Annotated in this window: 18 protein-coding genes; 13 read left to right on the forward strand and 5 right to left on the reverse strand. The window is 65.5% G+C overall.

The features are described 5' to 3' along the window. Positions 1-14 precede the first annotated feature (14 nt). The 11 genes from ACTJKX_RS16630 to ACTJKX_RS16680 all read left to right on the forward strand — a co-directional run bounded on the left by ACTJKX_RS16630 (position 15) and on the right by ACTJKX_RS16680 (position 12,142). A complete protein-coding gene (locus tag ACTJKX_RS16630; RefSeq protein ID WP_440725924.1) occupies positions 15-1,622 on the forward strand; it encodes a caspase family protein in 1,608 nt (535 codons plus the stop codon). Further along, positions 1,619-3,109 carry a caspase family protein gene (locus ACTJKX_RS16635; protein ID WP_440725925.1) on the forward strand — a complete coding sequence of 497 codons (1,491 nt, stop codon included), beginning with the start codon at positions 1,619-1,621 and terminating at the stop codon, positions 3,107-3,109. The genes ACTJKX_RS16630 and ACTJKX_RS16635 overlap by 4 nt, the downstream gene beginning before the upstream one ends. Positions 3,110-3,119: 10 nt before the next feature. After that, complete coding sequence (locus ACTJKX_RS16640) at positions 3,120-3,311, forward strand: hypothetical protein (protein ID WP_440725926.1); 192 nt, start codon at positions 3,120-3,122, stop codon at positions 3,309-3,311. 10 nt (positions 3,312-3,321) lie between these two features. Beyond that, positions 3,322-6,060, forward strand: a complete 2,739-nt coding sequence (locus ACTJKX_RS16645) for a DUF4384 domain-containing protein (RefSeq protein ID WP_440725927.1) — start codon at positions 3,322-3,324, stop codon at positions 6,058-6,060. Positions 6,061-6,071: 11 nt separating this feature from the next. Next, positions 6,072-6,974 carry an OmpA family protein gene (locus ACTJKX_RS16650; protein WP_367626800.1) on the forward strand — a complete coding sequence of 301 codons (903 nt, stop codon included), beginning with the start codon at positions 6,072-6,074 and terminating at the stop codon, positions 6,972-6,974. Positions 6,975-7,156: 182 nt separating this feature from the next. Next, on the forward strand, positions 7,157-8,113 hold the full coding sequence (locus ACTJKX_RS16655) for an ABC transporter substrate-binding protein (RefSeq protein ID WP_440725928.1): 957 nt from the start codon (positions 7,157-7,159) through the stop codon (positions 8,111-8,113). Positions 8,114-8,326: 213 nt separating this feature from the next. After that, positions 8,327-8,998, forward strand: coding sequence for an amino acid ABC transporter permease (locus ACTJKX_RS16660; protein WP_394314999.1), 672 nt, complete (start codon positions 8,327-8,329; stop codon positions 8,996-8,998). Beyond that, complete coding sequence (locus ACTJKX_RS16665; protein ID WP_394314998.1) at positions 8,998-9,669, forward strand: amino acid ABC transporter permease; 672 nt, start codon at positions 8,998-9,000, stop codon at positions 9,667-9,669. The genes ACTJKX_RS16660 and ACTJKX_RS16665 overlap by 1 nt, the downstream gene beginning before the upstream one ends. Before the next feature lies 1 nt (position 9,670). Beyond that, positions 9,671-10,405, forward strand: a complete 735-nt coding sequence (locus ACTJKX_RS16670; RefSeq protein ID WP_440725929.1) for an amino acid ABC transporter ATP-binding protein — start codon at positions 9,671-9,673, stop codon at positions 10,403-10,405. Positions 10,406-10,413: 8 nt separating this feature from the next. Further along, entirely contained in the window at positions 10,414-11,331 is a 918-nt protein-coding gene (locus ACTJKX_RS16675; RefSeq protein ID WP_440725930.1) for an isoaspartyl peptidase/L-asparaginase, read from the forward strand. A 19-nt stretch (positions 11,332-11,350) separates the two neighbouring features. Next, positions 11,351-12,142: a transporter substrate-binding domain-containing protein gene (locus ACTJKX_RS16680; RefSeq protein ID WP_367626803.1), complete on the forward strand. Its 792-nt coding sequence runs from the start codon at positions 11,351-11,353 to the stop codon at positions 12,140-12,142. 11 nt (positions 12,143-12,153) lie between these two features. On the opposite strand, the gene ACTJKX_RS16685 is transcribed toward ACTJKX_RS16680, so the two are convergent. After that, positions 12,154-13,143, reverse strand: coding sequence for a LacI family DNA-binding transcriptional regulator (locus ACTJKX_RS16685; RefSeq protein WP_367626804.1), 990 nt, complete (start codon positions 13,141-13,143; stop codon positions 12,154-12,156). 194 nt (positions 13,144-13,337) lie between these two features. Here ACTJKX_RS16685 and ACTJKX_RS16690 point away from each other — a divergent pair, with 194 nt between their 5' ends. Next, positions 13,338-14,252: an ROK family protein gene (locus tag ACTJKX_RS16690; RefSeq protein WP_394314994.1), complete on the forward strand. Its 915-nt coding sequence runs from the start codon at positions 13,338-13,340 to the stop codon at positions 14,250-14,252. Continuing rightward, entirely contained in the window at positions 14,249-14,971 is a 723-nt protein-coding gene (locus ACTJKX_RS16695; RefSeq protein ID WP_440725931.1) for a copper homeostasis protein CutC, read from the forward strand. The genes ACTJKX_RS16690 and ACTJKX_RS16695 overlap by 4 nt, the downstream gene beginning before the upstream one ends. Positions 14,972-15,022: 51 nt before the next feature. On the opposite strand, the gene ACTJKX_RS16700 is transcribed toward ACTJKX_RS16695, so the two are convergent. The 4 genes from ACTJKX_RS16700 to ACTJKX_RS16715 form a co-directional block, all read right to left on the reverse strand. Next, positions 15,023-16,621, reverse strand: coding sequence for an inorganic phosphate transporter (locus ACTJKX_RS16700; RefSeq protein WP_440725932.1), 1,599 nt, complete (start codon positions 16,619-16,621; stop codon positions 15,023-15,025). Between the two features lie 111 nt (positions 16,622-16,732). Next, positions 16,733-17,080: a tetratricopeptide repeat protein gene (locus tag ACTJKX_RS16705; protein WP_394314991.1), complete on the reverse strand. Its 348-nt coding sequence runs from the start codon at positions 17,078-17,080 to the stop codon at positions 16,733-16,735. Between the two features lie 184 nt (positions 17,081-17,264). Further along, positions 17,265-18,338: a tetratricopeptide repeat protein gene (locus tag ACTJKX_RS16710; protein WP_440725933.1), complete on the reverse strand. Its 1,074-nt coding sequence runs from the start codon at positions 18,336-18,338 to the stop codon at positions 17,265-17,267. 172 nt (positions 18,339-18,510) lie between these two features. Continuing rightward, positions 18,511-18,663, reverse strand: a complete 153-nt coding sequence (locus tag ACTJKX_RS16715) for a hypothetical protein (RefSeq protein ID WP_311944146.1) — start codon at positions 18,661-18,663, stop codon at positions 18,511-18,513. Between the last annotated feature and the right edge of the window lie 137 nt (positions 18,664-18,800).

Here is an 18,800-nt window from a genome sequence, read left to right on the forward strand (position 1 = left end):
GGCAGGGACGACACGTGGTGCGAGCGCCGAGAATACTGACGTCGATCAGGGCGGTTCTGACCGGGGCGGGGCTGGTTCTCGCTTCACCGGTGCTGGCTGCCGATTCCTATGCGCTGGTGGTGGGTATCGACGCCTATGACGCGCCGATCAACTCCCTGCACGGCGCCGTCAACGATGCCAAGGATATCGCCCAGGCGCTGACCAAGGCCGGCGTCAAGAAGCTGACCCTGATCACGGACAAGCAGGCGACCAAGCCCAATATCCTGGCCGCCTGGAAGGAGCTGATGGATCAGGCCCAGCCCGGCGACACCTTCTACTTCACCTATGCCGGCCATGGCTCGCGCGAGCCAGGCAAGCCGAACGATCCCGATTCACCGGACGGCTTGAACAACATCCTGGTGATGACGGATTTCGCCCCCAAGCTGCCAGGCGCTCTCAACCGCATCGTCGACAAGGAAATGGCCGTGCTGCTCAAGCAGGCTGCGGCCAGGCAGGTCTATCCCATCGTCGTCATCGATGCCTGCAACTCCGGCACGATGTATCGTTCGGTCACCTTGGGCTTGACCTACAGAGCGACGCCCCAGGCCAAGATCTCGCGCGAGGAATTGCTGGAATTCGCCCCGCCCGTGCCCGACGTCTCCACCAAGATCGCCGCCAACGATCCGTTCACCTTCCTGGCGGGCGTTGCCGACGACAAGCTGGTGCCGGAGGTGGCGATCGACGGCCAGCCGCGCGGCGCCCTGTCCTATGCCTTTTCGCGCGCGCTGGAGGGCAAGGCGGACGCCAATCATGACGGCGTGACCACCGAGAAGGAACTCGTCGCCTTCGTGCGCGCTTTCGTGCTGCAGGCGACGCAGAGCCAGCAGGTCTCGCAGTCCTTCCCCGATATCAGCCGCGACATTCCCGTCTTCCGATCCGTCGCGGCCGGCCCGGCGGGGAGCCAGGACGATATCGTGAAGGCGATCGCCGTTGCCGAACAGGTCGCGGCCAATACCCAGCTCAAGCTCGCCGTGCGCAATGGCAACCTCGCCGAAGCGCCACCCGGCGCGACGCTGGTGAGCGACGAGGCCGGGGCCGACCTCGTCTATGATGCGGCGGCCGGCACGGTGGAAAAGCGCGTGGCCGGCGTGGTGGCCGAGGGCGTGCAGCCTTCCGGTCTCGGCGGCATCGTCGCCAAATGGCGTGCGATCTCTTTCCTGCAGGCCATGGCGGGGGGCTCGATCCAGCCTTTCGAAGTGGCGGGCGGCTCGCGTACCTTCAACCGCGGCGAAAAGCTGACCGTGGGCCTGGCCGCCTCCAACCACCGTTTCATGACGCTGTTCAACCTGCCGCCCAACGGCAAGGTCGAATTCCTCTATCCGACCTCCCAGGCCGAACGCGACGAGGATTGGAACGGCAAGCCGTTCACCCTGCCGCTGCAGGTGCGCGATCCTCCTTTCGGTGCCGAGCATCTGGTCGCCATCCTGTCCGACCAGCCACTGGACCAGCTGCATACCGCCCTGCAGAAATTGTCGAGCCCGCAGGCCGCCCAGGACCTGCCCGACACGCTGAAGAACGCCCTTAGCGGCCAGTCGGTCACGGTCGGCATCGCCAATGTCTTCACCAGCGCGGGGACGCCATGATGCGCTTCATGCGGCACCTCCAGATCGCTACGGGCCTGATCGGTACGGGCTTGGCGGCCCTGGTGACCGCCGGCCCGGCCTTGGCCGACAGGGCCCTGATCGTCGGCATCGACACCTATCGGGAAAGCAAGCTTTCGGCCGAGCTCGGGGGCGGGGCCCGTGCCGATGCCCTGCGCATGCAGGCCCTGCTGACGGGCACGCTCGGCTACGGCCAGAACGACATCCGGCTCCTTGTCGACGATCAGGCCACCACGGCGGCCATTCGCACCGGCCTGCAGGACTGGCTCGGCCGCAGCAAGCCGGGCGAGCGGGTGTTCTTCTATTTCGCCGGCCAGGGCCAGTCCGCCAAGACGGGCGGCGGGCGCGAGGACATTCTTCTGCCGTTCGACGCCACCACGAAGCCGGGCGGTTTCGGCAATGCGCTGAGTCGCAACGAGATCGACCGGCAGCTCGGCAGGCTTGCCGGCCGCCGGATTACGGAAGTGATCGATTCCAGCCATGCCGGCACCGTGACGCGGGCGATCAGCGTGGAAGCCAGCGTCGGGGGGAACCCGGCGGCCCGCTCGCCGCAGCTCGATGGCTCCACCCGTTCGATCGTGGTCGAACCCGCGCTCGGTGAGGAGCCGGTGGCCGCCCCCGAGCCGGCAGGAGCGGATTTCGTCAAGTGGCAGGCGGTCTCGCCCGCACAGACCGCCTTGGTCGACGAGGAAGCCGCGCCCGCCTATCGCGGTGTCTTCACCACGGCCTTTGCCGATGGCATCGAGAAGGGACTGGCCGACGCCAATGGCAACGGCACCGTCTCGAACCAGGAACTGCTCGACTATGTCAGGGTGCAATCCTTGGCCTATTGCGGGCGTCATCGCGACCGTTGCGAGATGGGCCTGACGCCGATGCTGTCGGGGGAGGGCGCTGCCCTCAAGGTCGCGGCCGACAAGACAGGCAGTGGCGAGGCGCTCAACCAGGGCAAGCCGACGGCAGACAAGATCCTCGACCTGCTGGGCGCCAAGCTGTCGGACAGCGTCAGCGTCGAACAGATTCCGCCTTCGCCCGTGCGTTTGGGTACCAAGGACATGCGCTTCAAGGTGACCTCGTCGCAGGACGGCTTCCTGATCCTGCTGTCGGTCTCCGACGAGGGTGAAGTGGTGCAGCTCTTCCCCAATGCCATCGCCGCAGCCCATGGCAAGGATGGCCGCATCCGTGCGGGCAGCCCGATCATGGTGCCGGATGCCAGCTACGGCATGCGCTTCGATGCGACCTCTGTGACAAAAGGTACAGTCCTGGCGCTGGTTGCGATCGATCCTCTGAAGCTGTCGAAAGGCTTCGTCACGCGCAAGATCGATGTGATCCCGCAGGACGAAGTCAATGACCAGGTGCTGCCCGAACTTGCCGACAGCCTTGCCAGGCCTGCCAATGCGGACAGTGTCAAGGCCAATGCCAAGGCGGTTGGACGCTCCGTCGCGACCATGCGCTATGAAATCGTGCCGTGAGGAGTTCGCGATGACCTGCCGCCAGAACGACTTTACCGCCGGTCCGATGGTAGCAATCATGCGGCCGAAACCGTCGACCGGCAGGGCGCTGCCCGGTTCGGGCCGCTGGCTCGTCCTTGCCGGGCAGGCGGCAGACGCCCAGGCCAACAAGCAATTCGGATGGCGCGGCTTCGCCGCTCCCTTCCGCCAAATCGTCCCGTGAGGAGACCGTCATGTTTTACCGCAATCCCTTGCGCATCGCCGGCCTGATGGTCGCGGGCGCCCTGCTGACGGTGGGGCTGGCGGCCTCGACCTCGCAGGTCTTTGCCCAGACCAGTACCCAGAATAGCGCCGCTCCAGCACCTGCCGAGACACCGGCACAGGCCAAGCCCGCGGCTCCGGCCGCCGCCGCCCCGGCACAGACCGAGGCTCCTGCCCCTGCGCCGACCGCAGCCGCGCCCGAGACGCCTAAGCCCGCCCCGGCACCTGCGGCGGCGCCTGCCGCACCGGTGGTGGAGCCCGAGCCCGAACCGGCCACTGCCCCTGCCGTGACCCCTGCGCCGGCTCCTGCGGCCGCCGCCGCTCCAGCAGCCGCTCCAGCAGCCGCTCCTGCAGCCTCTCCTGCACCTGCCGCACCGGCTCCCGAGCCGGCACCTGCACCGGTGCCGACCCCGGCCGCGGCTCCCGCCCCCGCGGCACCTGCGCCTGCGCCCGCTCCGGCCGCTGCTGCCGGCATCCCCGCGGACATCAAGGTGCCGAGCGATCCGATCGCCAAGGCCGCCTTCGACGTCCTGGACAAGCATTGCTCGCGCTGCCACCAGAACGGCATGCTCAACCGCGAGAAGCCGGCCAAGAATTTCGGCAATATTCTGCATCTGGACGAGATCGCCGCGGATCCGCATCTCGTTCAGGCCGGCAATCCCGAGGGCTCCAAGCTGTTCCAGCAGGTGCTCAACAAGGAGATGCCGTATGACGTGAACTATGAGTTCGACACCACGAAACCGGAAGTCACGACGGCGGATATCGAGGCGCTGCGCACCTGGATCAAGGCCACCGGCGACCAGGAGGCCGCCGCCTGCACCGGGCGCAAATTCGTCACATCCGAGGACATCGTCGCCGCGATCTCGGCCGACCTGCAGAAGCAGGACGATCATCGCGTGCGCGGCATGCGCTATTTCACGCTGACCAATCTCTACAATGCCTGCGCCAGCGACGAGGCGATGAACGTCTATCGCCAAGGCCTGGTCAAGCTGATCAACGGCCTCGGCCGGCGCTCCGACGTGGTGAAGCTCGCCACCGTCGACGAGGCCAAGACCATCGTGGCGGTCAATCTCGAGGACCTGGGCTGGCAGGAAAGCGACTGGAACACGGTGCTCGCCAACTATCCCTACGCCGCCAAGCCGGATGTGCGGGCCTACGATTTCATCGCCCAGCAGACCAATACCGAACTGCCCTATGTGCGTGGCGACTGGTTTGCCTTCACGGCCTCCCAGCCCCCGCTCTATGACACGCTGCTGCAACTGCCCAACGACTTTCCCGGCCTGACCGACAAGCTCGGCGTGCCGATGGCGGACAACATCAACAAGTTCATTGCCCAGCGTGCCGGCTTCCAGAAGTCGGGCGTGTCGCAGAACAACCGCCTGATCGAACGCCATCCCATCAGCACCGGCTATTTCTGGACCTCCTACGACTTCGCCGGTTCGAAGGGCAAGCAGAGCCTGTTCCTGCATCCGCTCGGTCCGGAGCAGGACGGCATCGCCAACGGCTTCCATCATGATGGCGGCGAAAGCATCTTCTCCCTGCCCAACGGCTTCCAGGGTTATTACCTCAACAAGTCCAACGGCGAGCGCCTCGACAAGGGACCGACGCAGATCGTGCGCGATCCCTCGCGGCGCGACCTTTCGGTGACCAACGGCATTTCCTGCATGGGCTGCCATGACCAGGGCATGCGCAAGGCCAAGGACGAGGTGCGCAAGGCGGTGACCGCCGACCGTTCCTTCTCTAAGGACATCCGCGATACCGTCGCCTCGCTCTATCCCGACAATGCCAAGATGGATGCGATCATCGAGGACGACTTCCAGCGCTTCAATTCGGCGATGAAGCGGGCCGGCCTCGATCCGACGCTGAAGCTGGCCGGCGTCGAGATGACCAATGCCCTGTTTAAGCGCTATGAGGACGACCTTTCGCTGCGCCGGGCTGCTGCCGAATACGGCTATCCGCCGGAAGAGTTCAAGCAGCGCTTCATCGATGCCGGTCCCGAAGCCATCGCCCTGATGCGGCGCCTGGAGCAGGGCATCGTGCCGCGCGACCAGTTCGAGCAGCTCTTCTTGAAATTCGTGGAAGGCGCCACCGAGGATCGTGTGCTCGATACCTCTAAGCTCGAAGGTGCCCAGGCTGTGGCGCCGCCGATCGACAAGCCTGCGTCTGGCGGTTCCTTCGATCTGCAGCTGACCTCGGACAAGAGCGCCTATAACATCGGCGACAAGGCGGTGTTGCAGGTGATCTCCACCCGTGACTGCAACCTTTTCGTGGTGAATGTCGACAAGATGGGCACCGGCACCATCATCTTCCCCAACAAGTTCCAGACCGAAAATGCGGTTCGGGCGGGAGAGCGGGTGGTGCTGGGCGGTTCCGGCTCGAAATTCGCCTTCAAGCTGCGCGATCCCGGCCAGGAGAAGGTGGTGGCTGTCTGCCGCGTGGGCAATGCAACGCGCAGCATCGCCGGCACGACGGTCGATCCGGTGGCCAACAGCTTTGCCTCGATCCCCAATTTCGAGCAGGGCCTGACCCGCCAGATCATCGTCGAAGCCAATGAGGACCGCCAAGAAGCCTCCGGCCTCGACAATGACAGCCGCAAACAGGCCCAGTTCGCCAAGATCCAGCAGGCCCTGGGCAACAAGGTGGCCCCGGGCGCTCCCGACGCCGCCAAGCAGTCGGTCGCGTCCACCGCCATCGTGATCCCGGTGCGGTGAGGGAGGTGGAGATGGGCGTCTCCTTCATCCTGAAGCTCGGCGCCGCCACGGCCATCGGCCTGGCGGCGGCAAGCGCGGCCCTGGCCGATTGCGCCAGCCTGGATGCGCAGGTGAAGGCGGCGATCGGGGCCGGCAAGGCCGATGCCCTGCCGGCGCTGGCGGATGCCATCGCCAAGGATACGACCTGCGACAGTGCCTATGTCGCCAAGGCGCGCCGCTCGATCGCCCTCGCCGTCCTGCTTGGCGGCGAACAGGCGGGGGGAGGCTACAGCCCGCAGGCCGTTGCCAGTGCGGCGGCGATCGCCCGGCCCTGGCAGGTGGCGATGGCGCTGGGCGACGTCAAATATGACGGCAAGGATTATCCGGCCGCGGTGGAGGCCTATGAAGCGGCCATCAACGACATCCGCAACGTCAAGGACGTGCCCAAGGCGCCGCCACGCGAGATCGAGGAATATCTGGCCAAGCGCGCCTATCAGGCCAAGTCGCTTGCGCCCAGCTATATTTCCTCGCGCGGCGTGCGGGGACAGGCCGAGGGCGTGATGGTGCCGACCTTCCGCAATTTCACCGCGGTGTCCGTGCCGGTGCCGATCCGCTTCAACACCAATGAGGCGGTGCTGACGCCGGACGGCGACAAGGCCGTGGACGACCTCTTCAATTTCCTCAAGACCCAGAGCGCCGGCGCGGTAATCCTGACCGGCCATACCGACGAGCGCGGCGATCCCCAATACAATATGGACCTGTCGCGGGCCCGGGCCCGGACCGTGGCCGACGCCCTGCGCCATCGCGGCCTGACCCTGGTGATCCGGGTGGAAGGCCGCGGTGCCCGCGACCCCTTCGCGGCGGACGATCGCTCCAAATACAGCCGCGACGACCTCTATTCCTTCGATCGCCGGGTGGAATATCAGGTGAAGTGACAGAGCTGTGGGGCCTCCACGGGCCCCGCAGCCGGCGCCGGCAGCTCGGTCTTGCATTTGTCCGATTATTTCGCTGTCCACCCCGCCGGTGCGCTTGACTTTGGACCGGTGCTCCCGGACCTTTTGCCTCCCTGACGGTTCAGAGGCCGCAGGAGGAGGAAGGGTTTCCAGAGGAGAGCCATATGAAGTTTTCACGTCGCATTGCAGGCGCTGCGTTGACGGGGGCCGCCATGGCCCTGGCGCTGGGGCTTGCCGACCCGGCATCGGCCCAGAGCCTGAAGAAGGTCGGCATTTCGGTCGGTTCGCTCGGCAATCCCTTCTTCGTCGCCACGATCAAGGGCATCACCGACAAGGCCAAGGCCATCAATCCCAACGCCGAAGTAACGTCGGTTTCCTCCGATTACGACCTCAACAAGCAGTTCACCCAGATCGACAATTTCATCGCCGCCGGTGTGAACGTCATCATGCTCAACGCCGTCGATCCGCAGGCGATCCTGCCGGCCGTGAAGAAGGCACAGGCTGCCGGCATCGTGGTGGCGGCCTTCGACGTCGCCGCGGCTGGCGCCGACGTCACGGTGATGACCGACAACGTCAAGGCTGGCTCCGAAGCCTGCCAGTACATCGTCGACCAGCTCAAGGGCAAAGGCAGTGTCCTGATTGTCAACGGGCCGCAGGTCTCCTCGGTGACCGATCGCGTCAAGGGCTGCAAGGAGGTATTCGCCAAGAGCCCCGACATCAAGATTCTCTCCGACGACCAGGACGCCAAGGGCTCGCGCGATGGCGGGCTTGCCATCGCCCAGAGCCTGCTCACCCGCTTCCAGAAGGTCGACGCCGTCTTCGCGATCAATGACCCCACTGCCATCGGCGTCGAACTCGCCGCCAAGCAACTCAACCGCAGCGAATTCTTCATCACCAGCGTCGATGGCGCCCCGGATATCGAGGTCCAGCTCAAGAGCGGCACCTCGATGATCAAGGCCTCTGCGTCGCAGGATCCCTATGCCATGGCCGGCAAGTCGTTGGAACTGGCGGCGGGCATCATCGATGGCAAGAAGCCGGATCCGAACGTCATCCTGCTCGATCCCGTGCTGATCACCAGCGAGAATCTGGCGAACTACAAGGGCTGGGAAGCCGCTCGCTGAGCGATATCCCGGGAGCGGACATCCTGGCGACAGGGCTTCCTGTCGCTCCGTCCGCTCTTCCTTTCCCGAAAACAAGACCCGGGGGCGCCTATCGCGACATGTGGCATGTCGTTGAGATATCCGTTCCCGGACCGGCGCTCTCGTCTCGGCTCCTTGACACCACCGGGTTCGTAACACAGAGTGAAACCGGTTTCACTTAGCAAAGAAGCGGGCATGCGCTTCGATCTCGCCATCCTCACGCCCTATGTCGGTTTCCTCGCCCAGGGGGCGCTGCTGACATTGGAGGCCTGTGTCCTCGCTCTCGCCGGCAGCCTCGTCTGCGGGGCGCTGGTGGCGATCGCGCGCACGTCGGCCTCGCCCTGGCTGCGGCGGATCGCCTTCGTCTATGTCGACCTTTTCCGCAACATCCCCTTCATCGTGCAGCTTTTCTTCTTCTATTATGGGCTGCCCGAGATCGGCATCTATCTCAACGCCTTCGCCACCGGGGTGATCGCGCTCTCCATCGCCGGCGGCGCTTTCGCCTCCGACGTGATCCGCTCGGGGATTCTCGCCATCGACAGCGGTATCCTGGAAGCGGCGGAAGTGAGCGGCCTGTCGAAGCGCGCCATCTTCACCCGCATCGTCATGCCGATCGCCCTGCGCACCTCGATCCGACCGCTGGGCTCGGTCTTCGTCAATCTGGTCCTGACCTCCTCGATCCTCTCGGTCATCACGCTGAACGAGTTGACCGGCACGGCCAAGATCGTGGCCTCCAACACCTTCCGCCCCTTCGAGGTCTATGCGGCGCTGCTTGTCCTCTATGCCGCCATGACCTACCTCATCTCGCTCGCCATCGGCCTCGTCCATCGCCGCCTCAACCGCGACATGATGGAGGCGGTCCGCTGATGCGCTACACCGAATTCACGCCCTACGACCTGGTATTGCTGGCGCAGGGGCTGGGCGTTTCCCTCGGCCTGTTCGCCGGCACCACGCTGGCCGGGCTCGCGCTCGGCGCCTTGCTGGCCGGGCTGCGCTTCTATCGTCTGCCCGGCTTGAACCCCGTCTTGACGGCCGTGACCGAATTGCTGAAGAACTCGCCCGTCCTCGTGCAGCTCTTCCTGGTCTTCTTCGGCCTGCCGGCCTTCCTGAAGATCAACGTCACGCCCGTCACGGCGGCATCGATCACCCTGACCGGCAACACGGCCGCCTTCGTCTATGTGATCGCCACGGCGGCGATCGACGCGGTGGGGCGCGACCAGCTCGAAGCCGCCAGGGTGTTCGGCCTCTCTCGCTGGCAGGTGCTCAAGCATGTGGTGGCGCCCCAAGCCACGGCCTTCGCCATCGGGCCGCTGACCGGGCTCCTGGTCAACCAGCTCCAGGTCACCTCGCTGATCTCGGTGATCGGCGTGATGGACCTGACCAAGGTCGGCAACATCCTCAACCTGCGCACGCTCAAGCCCTTCGTGGTGTGGAGCGTGGTCGGCCTCTTCTACTATGCGGCGGCTAAGACGTTGGCCTGGCTAGGTGCGCGTTACGAGACGAGGCTCAGGGCCCATAGCGCCTGGAGAGGTATTTGACGTGCTGAAAGTCGAGAAAGTCTGCAAGGATTTCGGCGCACATAGGGTGCTCGACGGCGTGGACCTCGCCATCGAGCCGGGGCAGGTCGTCTCCGTGCTCGGCTCGTCCGGCTCGGGCAAGTCCACCCTGATCCGCTGCATCAACGGGTTGGAGAGGCTCGACGCCGGCCGCATCACCATCGACGATTTCGACGTGTCCAGGCCGCGCGACCTCGTCGAGGCGCGCAAGCGTTCGGCGACCGTGTTCCAGCTCTTCAATCTCTATCCGCATCTGACCGTGCTGCAGAACATCACCCTGGCACCGCTGGAAGTGCTGCGCCAGGCTCGGGCGGAAGCCGAGCACCGCGCTATCGTCCTGCTGGAGCAGGTCGGCATGGGCGACAAGGCGGGTGCCTTTCCGGCCCAGCTCTCGGGCGGCCAGCGCCAGCGTGTCGGCATCTGCCGGGCGCTCGCCATGAATCCGCGCTATCTCCTGCTCGACGAGGTGACGAGCGCGCTCGATCCGGAAATGACCGCCGAAGTCCTGGCCATCCTGGCCAGGCTCGCCCGCACCGGCACCACCATGCTGTTCGTCACCCATGAGGTGGAGTTCGCCCGGCGCATCTCGGATCGTATCGTCTTCCTCGAACATGGCAGGCTGCTGGTCGACCTGCCGACGGAAGCCTTCTTCGCCCCCGAAGTCGGGCGCGACCACCCGCGCATCGCGCAATTCCTTACGAAAATGCGGAAAGATTAGGCTCCATCATGCTGCTCCTTGCCAATGCCGAAGCCTGGCCTGGATTCCCGCTCGCGGTCGAGATGCTGCGGGCCGGTGCCGACAGCCTTGATGCCATGGTTGCCGGCATCGGGCAGGTCGAGGCGGAACCGCGCGTGCGCAGCGTCGGCTATGGCGGCTGGCCCAACATGCTCGGCGTGATGGAATGCGATGCCGCCGTGATGAACGGCACCACGAGGGAGGTGGGGGCGGTCGGCGCCGTACCCGATACCATCCCGGTCGCCGCCTTGGCCCAGGCGGTGATGCAGCGCCTGCCTCATGTCATGCTGACAGGAGCGGGCGCCCGGCGCTTTGCCAGTGAAATCGGTTTCTCCGTCGATGAGGTGCTGATCGAGGATTCCAGGCGCGTCTGGCGCGAACGCCTCGAAGTCGAGCTCGAAGCCGAGCAGATGGCTCGCTTTCCCGATATACCGCTCGCGCCTTTATCGCGTGCGATCACCGATCCGGAGCGAGTGAGGGACACCACCGTCTTTCTCAGCACCGACGCAAGGCGCGGCAGCCACACGGCGACCTCGACCTCGGGCTGGGCCTGGAAATATCCGGGCCGCCTCGGCGACAGCCCCATTCCCGGCGCCGGCTTCTATGCCGACAGCCGCTACGGCGCCGCCGCCTGCACCCATACCGGCGAGATGACCATGCGCTGCGCCACCGCGCGCACCATCGTGCTCGCCCTCAAGCTTGGCCGCTCGCTGCGCGAGGCTGTCGATCTCGCCGTGGAGGAGCTCGCCGAGCTCCGCGAGGGCTTTCTCGGCGGCGTGGTCATCCATGCGGCCGATGTCCAAGGCCGCCACGAGGTCGTGAATTTCCGCTGCGAGGGCGAGATCCGCTACTGGCTGTGGGACGATACCATGGCCGAGCCCGAGCTCCGGCCAGCAAGAACAATCTGACAGAGGGGAGTGCACAATCATGAAGAAGATTCTGTCTGCATTATTGGGATTGGCGATCGCCGCCTGCGCCGCCCTGCCGGCATTTGCCGGCAAGCTCGACGACATCCGTTCGCGCGGCAGCGTGCGCATCGGCGTCTCGCTGGGCGGCGAGCCGATCGGCTTCCGCGATGCCCAGAACAATCCGGTCGGCTACGACGTCGACGTTGCCAATCTTCTCGCCGAGAAACTGGGCGTACCGGTGGAATTCACCGATGTCTCCGGCGACGCCCGCATTTCGATGCTGGTCTCCGGACAGCTCGACATCGTGGTCGCCAATACCTCGGCCACGCTGGAACGGGCGAAGACGGTGAACTTCTCCATTCCCTACAACCGTGCGGGCCTGCGCATCCTGGTGCAGGCCGATGCCGGCATCACCAAGCTGGAAGATCTCGGCGGCAAGTCCGTGGTGGTGGGGCGCGGCACCACCGGCGAAAGTTTCCTCAAGAAGGCGGTGCCGACCGCCAATCTCGTCTATGTCGACCAGTTCGCGCCGGATGGCGTGCTGCAGCTCCAGCAAAAGCGCGTGGATGCGGCGATCGAGGATTCATCCCTGCTCGACTATCTCGCCACCAAGAATCCCTCGCTGGTCACGCTGCCGGGGCTCTATTCCAACGATCCCATCGGCATTGCGGTGGCCAAGGGCGATCCCGAATTCGTGCGCTGGCTCGACATGTTCGTGTCTGACTATATCCAGTCCGGCGCCTATGAGGCCAATTACAAGAAGTGGTGGGGCGAGAAGGCCAATCCGCCCAAGCTGACCCCTCTTTGGTGAGGGGGCGGCTATCACCCCGTCAGGCGTGGCACGTAGCGGGTCGGCACCAGCTCCGGCGCGAACGTGCCTTCGCCGGCCGGCGGCTCGTTCAGCAGGCGCAGCATGCGGGCGACATAGGCGGCCTTGTCATAACCGATCGAGGAGATCGGATAGGCTTCGAAATCGAGCAGCGAGAGATTGTCGAAGCCGTAGAGGCGGAAGCGCGCCGGCCGATTGTCTGGAAAATCCGTCCGAAAGACGTCGAGGATGCCCATCGCCATGGCATCGGAGGTGCAGAAAACGGCGTCGGGCTGGCCACCATCGAGCAGACCCGGTGCCAGGGCGTGGCCGGAACGATAGGAATAGTCGCCCTGCCAGGTTCGCAGCAGCTGGATGTCGTGGAACTGGAAGGCCCGGCGATAAAGGCCGATGCGCGCCTGCTCAACCAGGGAACTCGCGCGCCCGGTGACAAGGCTGGCACGCTTCACGCCCTTGGCGGCGGCATCCGCGACAGCCTGGCCGATGCCGACGGCCTCGTCCGGGATGATGGCGGGCGAGCGGTGATCATGGCGTCCGTTGAGCATGATCACCAGATCGGAGCGGAACATGCGCCTCACCGTCGCGGCATCGGCGAAATCGGAGAATACCAGGGCGGCGTCGACATGATAGGCCACGCCCTGGCGCAGGAATTCCTCGACCTTGTCGGTAGAGCCGACCCGCACCAGGATGACCTGCCGGCCGCCCGCCTGGATCTCGGCCAGCAGCAGATCGAACAGATCGAGGTCGGAAAGGTCGTGAATGTGGTTGACCAGGACGGCGACGAGATTGACGGTCTTGGTCGTCAGGCTCTGTGCCAGGAGGTTGACGCGGTAGCCGAGTTCGGCGGCCGCGGCCAGGACGCGGTCGCGCTTGTCACCGGACACCGGCCGCTTGGAGGCGGAGAGTGCGCGCGAGGCGACGGCCCTGGAAACGCCGGCAAGCGCGGCCACGTCGCTGATGGTCGGTGCTGCCTTGCGCCTCATGCGGCCTTATAAGCTCCTCCAAAGCGTTTTGCGATTTGGCGGCGTGGCCAAGAATCGCAAAGACGCGTCGAACCAAAGAGTCGGAGCAACGCAACGTCGGTGTGTAAACGCGCTTTGCTCTATGGGAATGCGAAGTCATAGCTGACGCCACGCCCTAATACAGGAGACAACGGTTTGGAAGGTCCCTTCTGTCAATGACGATCTGCTTCGACATCGGCGGCTCCGCCATCAAGGCGGCCATTGCCTCGCCGCAAGGCGAGATCAGGCCCTTTGCGCGGGTTGCGACGCCCCTCGACGACTTCGAGGCCTTCGTCGAGGCGCTCGTGGATCTGAGGCGGCAAGGCGGAGCCGGGGCAGGGGATGTCATCGCCTTGTCCATCACCGGCGTCGTCGATCCCCGCAGCGAGATCATCACCTGTGCCAACATTCCCTGCATCGATGGGCGGCGGCTCGCTCACGACCTGGCGGAGCGGCTTGGCGTGCCTGTGCACGTCGCCAACGATGCCGATTGCTTTGCCCTCGCCGAAGCCGTGAAGGGGGCCGGGCGCGGGCATCGCATCGTCTTCGGCATCATCATCGGCACCGGCATCGGTGGCGGCCTCGTCATCGACGGGCGGATCCTCGCCGGGGCTGGCGGCTTTGCGGGCGAATGGGGGCATGGACCGGTCGCGGCGACCGAGGCGGGCGATCCGCCGGTTGCGATTCCGCGCTTTGCCTGTGGCTGCGGCCAGAAGGGCTGTGTCGACACGGTGGGGGGCGCGCGCGGCCTCGAAAGGCTGCATCGCCACCTCACCGGCGAGGAGCGCGACAGTACCGAGATCATCGCGACCTGGCGATCCGGCGACGCCGCCGCGGCGCGCACGGTGGCCTGCCAGGTCGATCTCGTCGCCTCCCCCCTGGCCTTGGCCGTCAATATCGTCGGCGCCGATATCGTGCCGGTCGGCGGCGGCCTCGCCAGCGTGCCGGAACTGATATCAAGGCTGGACGAGGCCGTACGCCGCCGAATCCTGCGGCGGACCGCCGGGCCGCTGCTGGTGCCGAGTCTTCTGGCGCCGGAGCCCGGATTGATTGGCGCGGCCCTCTTGGCCCATCAGGGAGAACGCGCGTGACGGCCCTGCTCGAAGTCTGCGTTGCCGACGCCTACAGCCTGGAGGCCGCGATCGAGGGTGGCGCCGATCGCATCGAACTGTGCTCGGCGCTCGAGCTTGGCGGATTGACGCCGTCATCGGGCCTGATGCGCCTGGCGGCGCAGGCACCGATCCCTGTCTATGCCATGGTCAGGCCGCGGGCCGGCGACTTCGTCTTCTCGGTCCGGGAAGGCGAACTCATGCTGGCCGATATCGAGGCGGTGGCTGGAGCGGGGCTCGCCGGGGTGGTGCTGGGCGCCTCCTTGCCCGATGGCAGGCTCGACGAGGCCCTGCTGGCGCGCTTGCGCGGACAGGCGCGAGAGCTCGGCAGCACGCTGCATCGCGCCTTCGATCTGGTGCCGGACCGGCATGCGGCGCTGGAGACGGCCATCGCGCTCGGCTTCGAGCGCATCCTGACGTCGGGAGGGGCGCTGACCGCATCCGCGGGGCTGGACGAATTGGTGCGCCTGCATCGGGCGGCCGGCGGCCGCATCGGCATCATGCCGGGCTCGGGATTGACGCCGGCCAATATTGCCGCGCTGCTGGCGGCCCTGCCCGTTGTCGAAGTGCACAGCTCCTGTTCGGCTGCCGGGGAGCCCTGGAGCGCCGATGCCATTCGCCTCGGCTTTGCGGTGGGCGGGCGGCGCCAGACCCAAGTCGAAATGGTCCGCGCCTTCCGCGCGGCGATGTCGTCGGTCTAAAAAGAAATGGCCGCCCGAAGGCGGCCATTCCAGCGAACGGGATGCGCCGCTTCAGATGATCTGGCGTAGCACCACGAAGAGCACGAAGGACAGGGCCATCGAAGCGGGCAGGGTAAGCACCCAAGCCATGATCAGGTTGCGGACCGTCGACATCTGCAGCCCCGTGCCATTGGCCGCCATGGTGCCGGCGACACCCGACGACAGCACATGGGTGGTGGAGACCGGCAGGCCGAGATAGTCGGCAGCGCCGATCGTCGCGGCCGCGACGATCTCGGCCGAGGCACCCTGGCCATAGGTCAGGTGGGTCTTGCCGATCTTCTCGCCGACAGTCACCACGATGCGCTTCCAGCCCACCATGGTGCCGAGGCCGAGGGCCAGGGCGATGGCGACCTTCACCCAGGTCGGGATGAACTTGGTCGTGTTGTCGGTGGCCACGTGATAGGTCTTGATCGTCTTCAGATCGGCATCCGACACCGGCAGCAGCTTCTTGGAATCGATCAGCTTGAGGGCTTCGCCGATCAGATACATGTCGTTGCGGGTGTTGGAGACCAGTCCCGCGGGCACCGCCGCAGCCGAGCCGTAGGGCGAGAGCTGGGAGGTGGTCTGTTCGATGAAGATCTTCAGGGCCGGCGTCGTCTCGTCGCTCCAGTTGCGCGTGCGCACCGCCTCGGCGACCTTGGCCTTGGCATCGGCGGGAGCAACCGTCACGCCCGGCTTGATGTAGTTGCCCAGGACCGAACCGGCTGCGGTCGATGCAGCCTTGTAGGTCTCGAGATAGTTGATGTCGGGCGTACGATTGAGGGCGAAGGCGGTGGGCACCACGCCGATCAGGATCAGCATGATCAGGCCCATGCCCTTCTGGCCGTCATTGGAGCCATGGAAGAAGCTGACCAGCGTGCAGGTCAGGATCAGCAGGCCACGGATCCAGAGCGGTGGCGGGTTGTTGCCCTTCGGCTCGACATAGAGGGCCTTGTTGCGCACCACGGTTTTCATCAGGAGCAGCAGGGCGCCGGCCAGGAAGAAGCCGAACAGAGGCGAGATCAGCAGCGACAGGCCGATATTCTTGGCCTGGGACCAGTCGACGCCGCTGGTGGCGGAGCCCGCCGGCGCCAGGAACTGGTTGGCGAGGCCGACGCCGATGATGGAACCGACCATGGTGTGCGAGCTGGAGGCCGGCAGGCCGAAATACCAGGTGCCGAGGTTCCAGACGATGGCGGCGATCAGAAGTGCGAACACCATCGCCAGGCCCGCACTCGAACCGACCTGCATGATCAGTTCCACCGGCAGCAGCGAGATGATGCCGAAGGCCACCGCACCGCTCGCCGTGAGCACGCCGAGGAAGTTGAAGAAGCCCGACCAGATCACCGCGAATTCAGCGGGAAGCGAATGGGTGTAGATCACCGTCGCCACCGCATTGGCGGTATCGTGGAAGCCGTTGACGAATTCGAAGCCGAGCGCGATCAGCAAGGCGAGGCCGAGCAGGATCCAGGGCACGGCCACCGCGCCGGTAAGATCGGCGACCAGCGCGTAGCAGACATAGCCCAGGCCCCCGAGCAGGATCAGGGCGATCACGATATTGGGCAGGTTGCCGAGAGAGCTTGGCCTGTCGAGCGGGTGGCCGCTCCTATGGCCCGATGTAACGTCCGTCATCTCCAAAACACCCCCGTGTTTCCATGGTCTGGCGACCCTTAGGCGGGGTTCGTGAAGCTTGGATGACAAAATGTTAACCTTGCGCCACGGGCAAGGAAGAAGACACGCCGGTCAGGGCTGCTTGGCGGGGGAAAACGTCTGCCGGCGCCAGAGGATTTGTATGGCCCGGTCGAAATCGGCGGTGGCCTTGTCGAAGGCGCCGAGCTGGCGATGCACGATGCTGCGCTTGAAGAGGGCATCGGCATGGCCGGAGTCGAGCGCGATCACCCTGTCATAATCGGCGATCGCCTGGGGAAAGGCCCGTTTGTGGTGATAGGCGAGAGCCCGTTCGTACAAGGTGTCGACGGCGTCGGGCTTGCGATCGATGGTCTGGCTGAACTCGGCGATGACCCTGTCGAGGTCCCGGTCATCGGACCTTGCCGGGCCGGCATCGGCTGGCGTGGTTTCGGATTCGGACATGCTGACGGAACGCCCTTGCATCTCGGTGGCACCTACCGGGAGAGTACGGCGAAGCCCTCCTTCATCCGCCGCAGGGTCCCGAGTCACGCTCGAAAGAATCTGAGCGTATATGAACAGCAACGTTAGGGAATGTCCATGACGTTGCGTTAGAGGGCCGGGGACGAAATTTGCAGCTTGAACGCTCTCAGTTCCGTAGGCGCTCAAGGGCCAGCTTGCGTCCCGCGATGGCTTGCGGCAGGCCGGGCTTGAGCTGCAGGGCACGATCGTAGTCGGCCAGCGCACGTTCGAAATCGCCACGTTTGCGATAGGCGCCTGCCCGGTTGAGAAAGGCCAGCGCATTGCTGCCGTCGAGCCCGATGGCCCTGTCGAGATCGGCGATGGCACGCTCGACGTCGTCGGCATTGGCGTAGGCGGTGCCGCGATTGTAGAGCGCCTGCGCATTGTCCGGCGCCAGGCCGACCGCCAGGCTGTAGTCGGCGATCGCCTTGTCGAGCGCGCCCATATGGTGGTGGGCCGCACCCCGGCCGAGCAGGGCCGCGACATTGTTGGGCCTCAGGCGCAGGGCCGCGTCATAGTCGGCCACGGCGCCGCTGTAATCGCGGCGATGGTCCTTGGCGATGGCCCGGTTGAAGAAGGCGGACCAGTCCCGGCCGTTGAGGCCGATGGCCCGGTTGAAGAAGGCGGACCAGTCCCGGCCGTTGAGGCCGATGGCCTGGTCGAAATCGGCGATGGCGCCGGCATCGTCGCCCATGAGGCCGTGGACGGCGCCGCGCAGGCGTAGCGCTTCGGCATGGCGCGGATTGAACTTCAGCGCACGGTCATAGTCGGCGATGGCGAGATCGAACTCCCGGCGGCTGGCCCGCGCATAGCCCCGCGAGGTCAGGGCCAGCACATGCTTGGGATTGAGCCGGATCACGCTGTCATAGGCGAGGATGGCCTGTTCGAGATCGCCCTGGCGTCCATAGAGCCCGGCAAGGGCGTAGAATCCGTCGGGATTGCGTGGATCGAGCAGCGTGGCCTGGCGCAGATCCTCCAGAGCCCGGGCCGGCTGCTTCTTCGCGGCATAGGCGCTGCCGCGCGCGATCAGGGCGACAGCCCTGGCCGCGTCGTTGACGCCGCTGAGATCCACGATCGAGGTGCAGGCGATGATGACGCGATCAGGCGCACCCTGGCGGCAGGCCTTCCAGTCGAGAGGGCTGGCGGGACCGTGTGGATGAAGCGCCAGGAAGGCCGGGACCAGGGCTTTGAGAGGCAGCATCGTGAAGTCGCGGTGAGGCGATAAACGCGGTTCCTATCTATAGGCTCGATCGTCTGCGGGGCAAATGGTTGCAAGCGGGCATTGGCCCTTGTTTTGTGCGGTCCTCGGGGGAGGGGAGGGCAGGCAGGAACGCCCACAATTGCGAGAAAGGCGTTTTGCCTGGCTCGAATGTTCATGCGATACGGCGTTTGTTTGCTTTTTCCTTGACTTTGCGCTGCAAAAAGCGCAGCAACCGCGTGTAACGACCGCTCGGGGGTTCGCGCGGCGCGCTGGTTTTTGGCTTTTTGAGAAGCAGCGCCTCATCCCCGGCCGTCCCCAACAACATTCCGCTGCTCCCATCCGCGCGTGGGTCGCGATATCGCCGTACCGTTTCATCATGCCATTGCGGCTGAAGACGGGCTGTGATCGCGGACCCGGACGGTGGCCGCGCTGCCGTCCGATCGACGAGCGTGGCATGAAGGA

This window comes from Labrys sp. 22185, from assembly GCF_052045555.1.
Taxonomy (GTDB): Bacteria; Pseudomonadota; Alphaproteobacteria; order Rhizobiales; family Labraceae; genus Labrys; species Labrys neptuniae.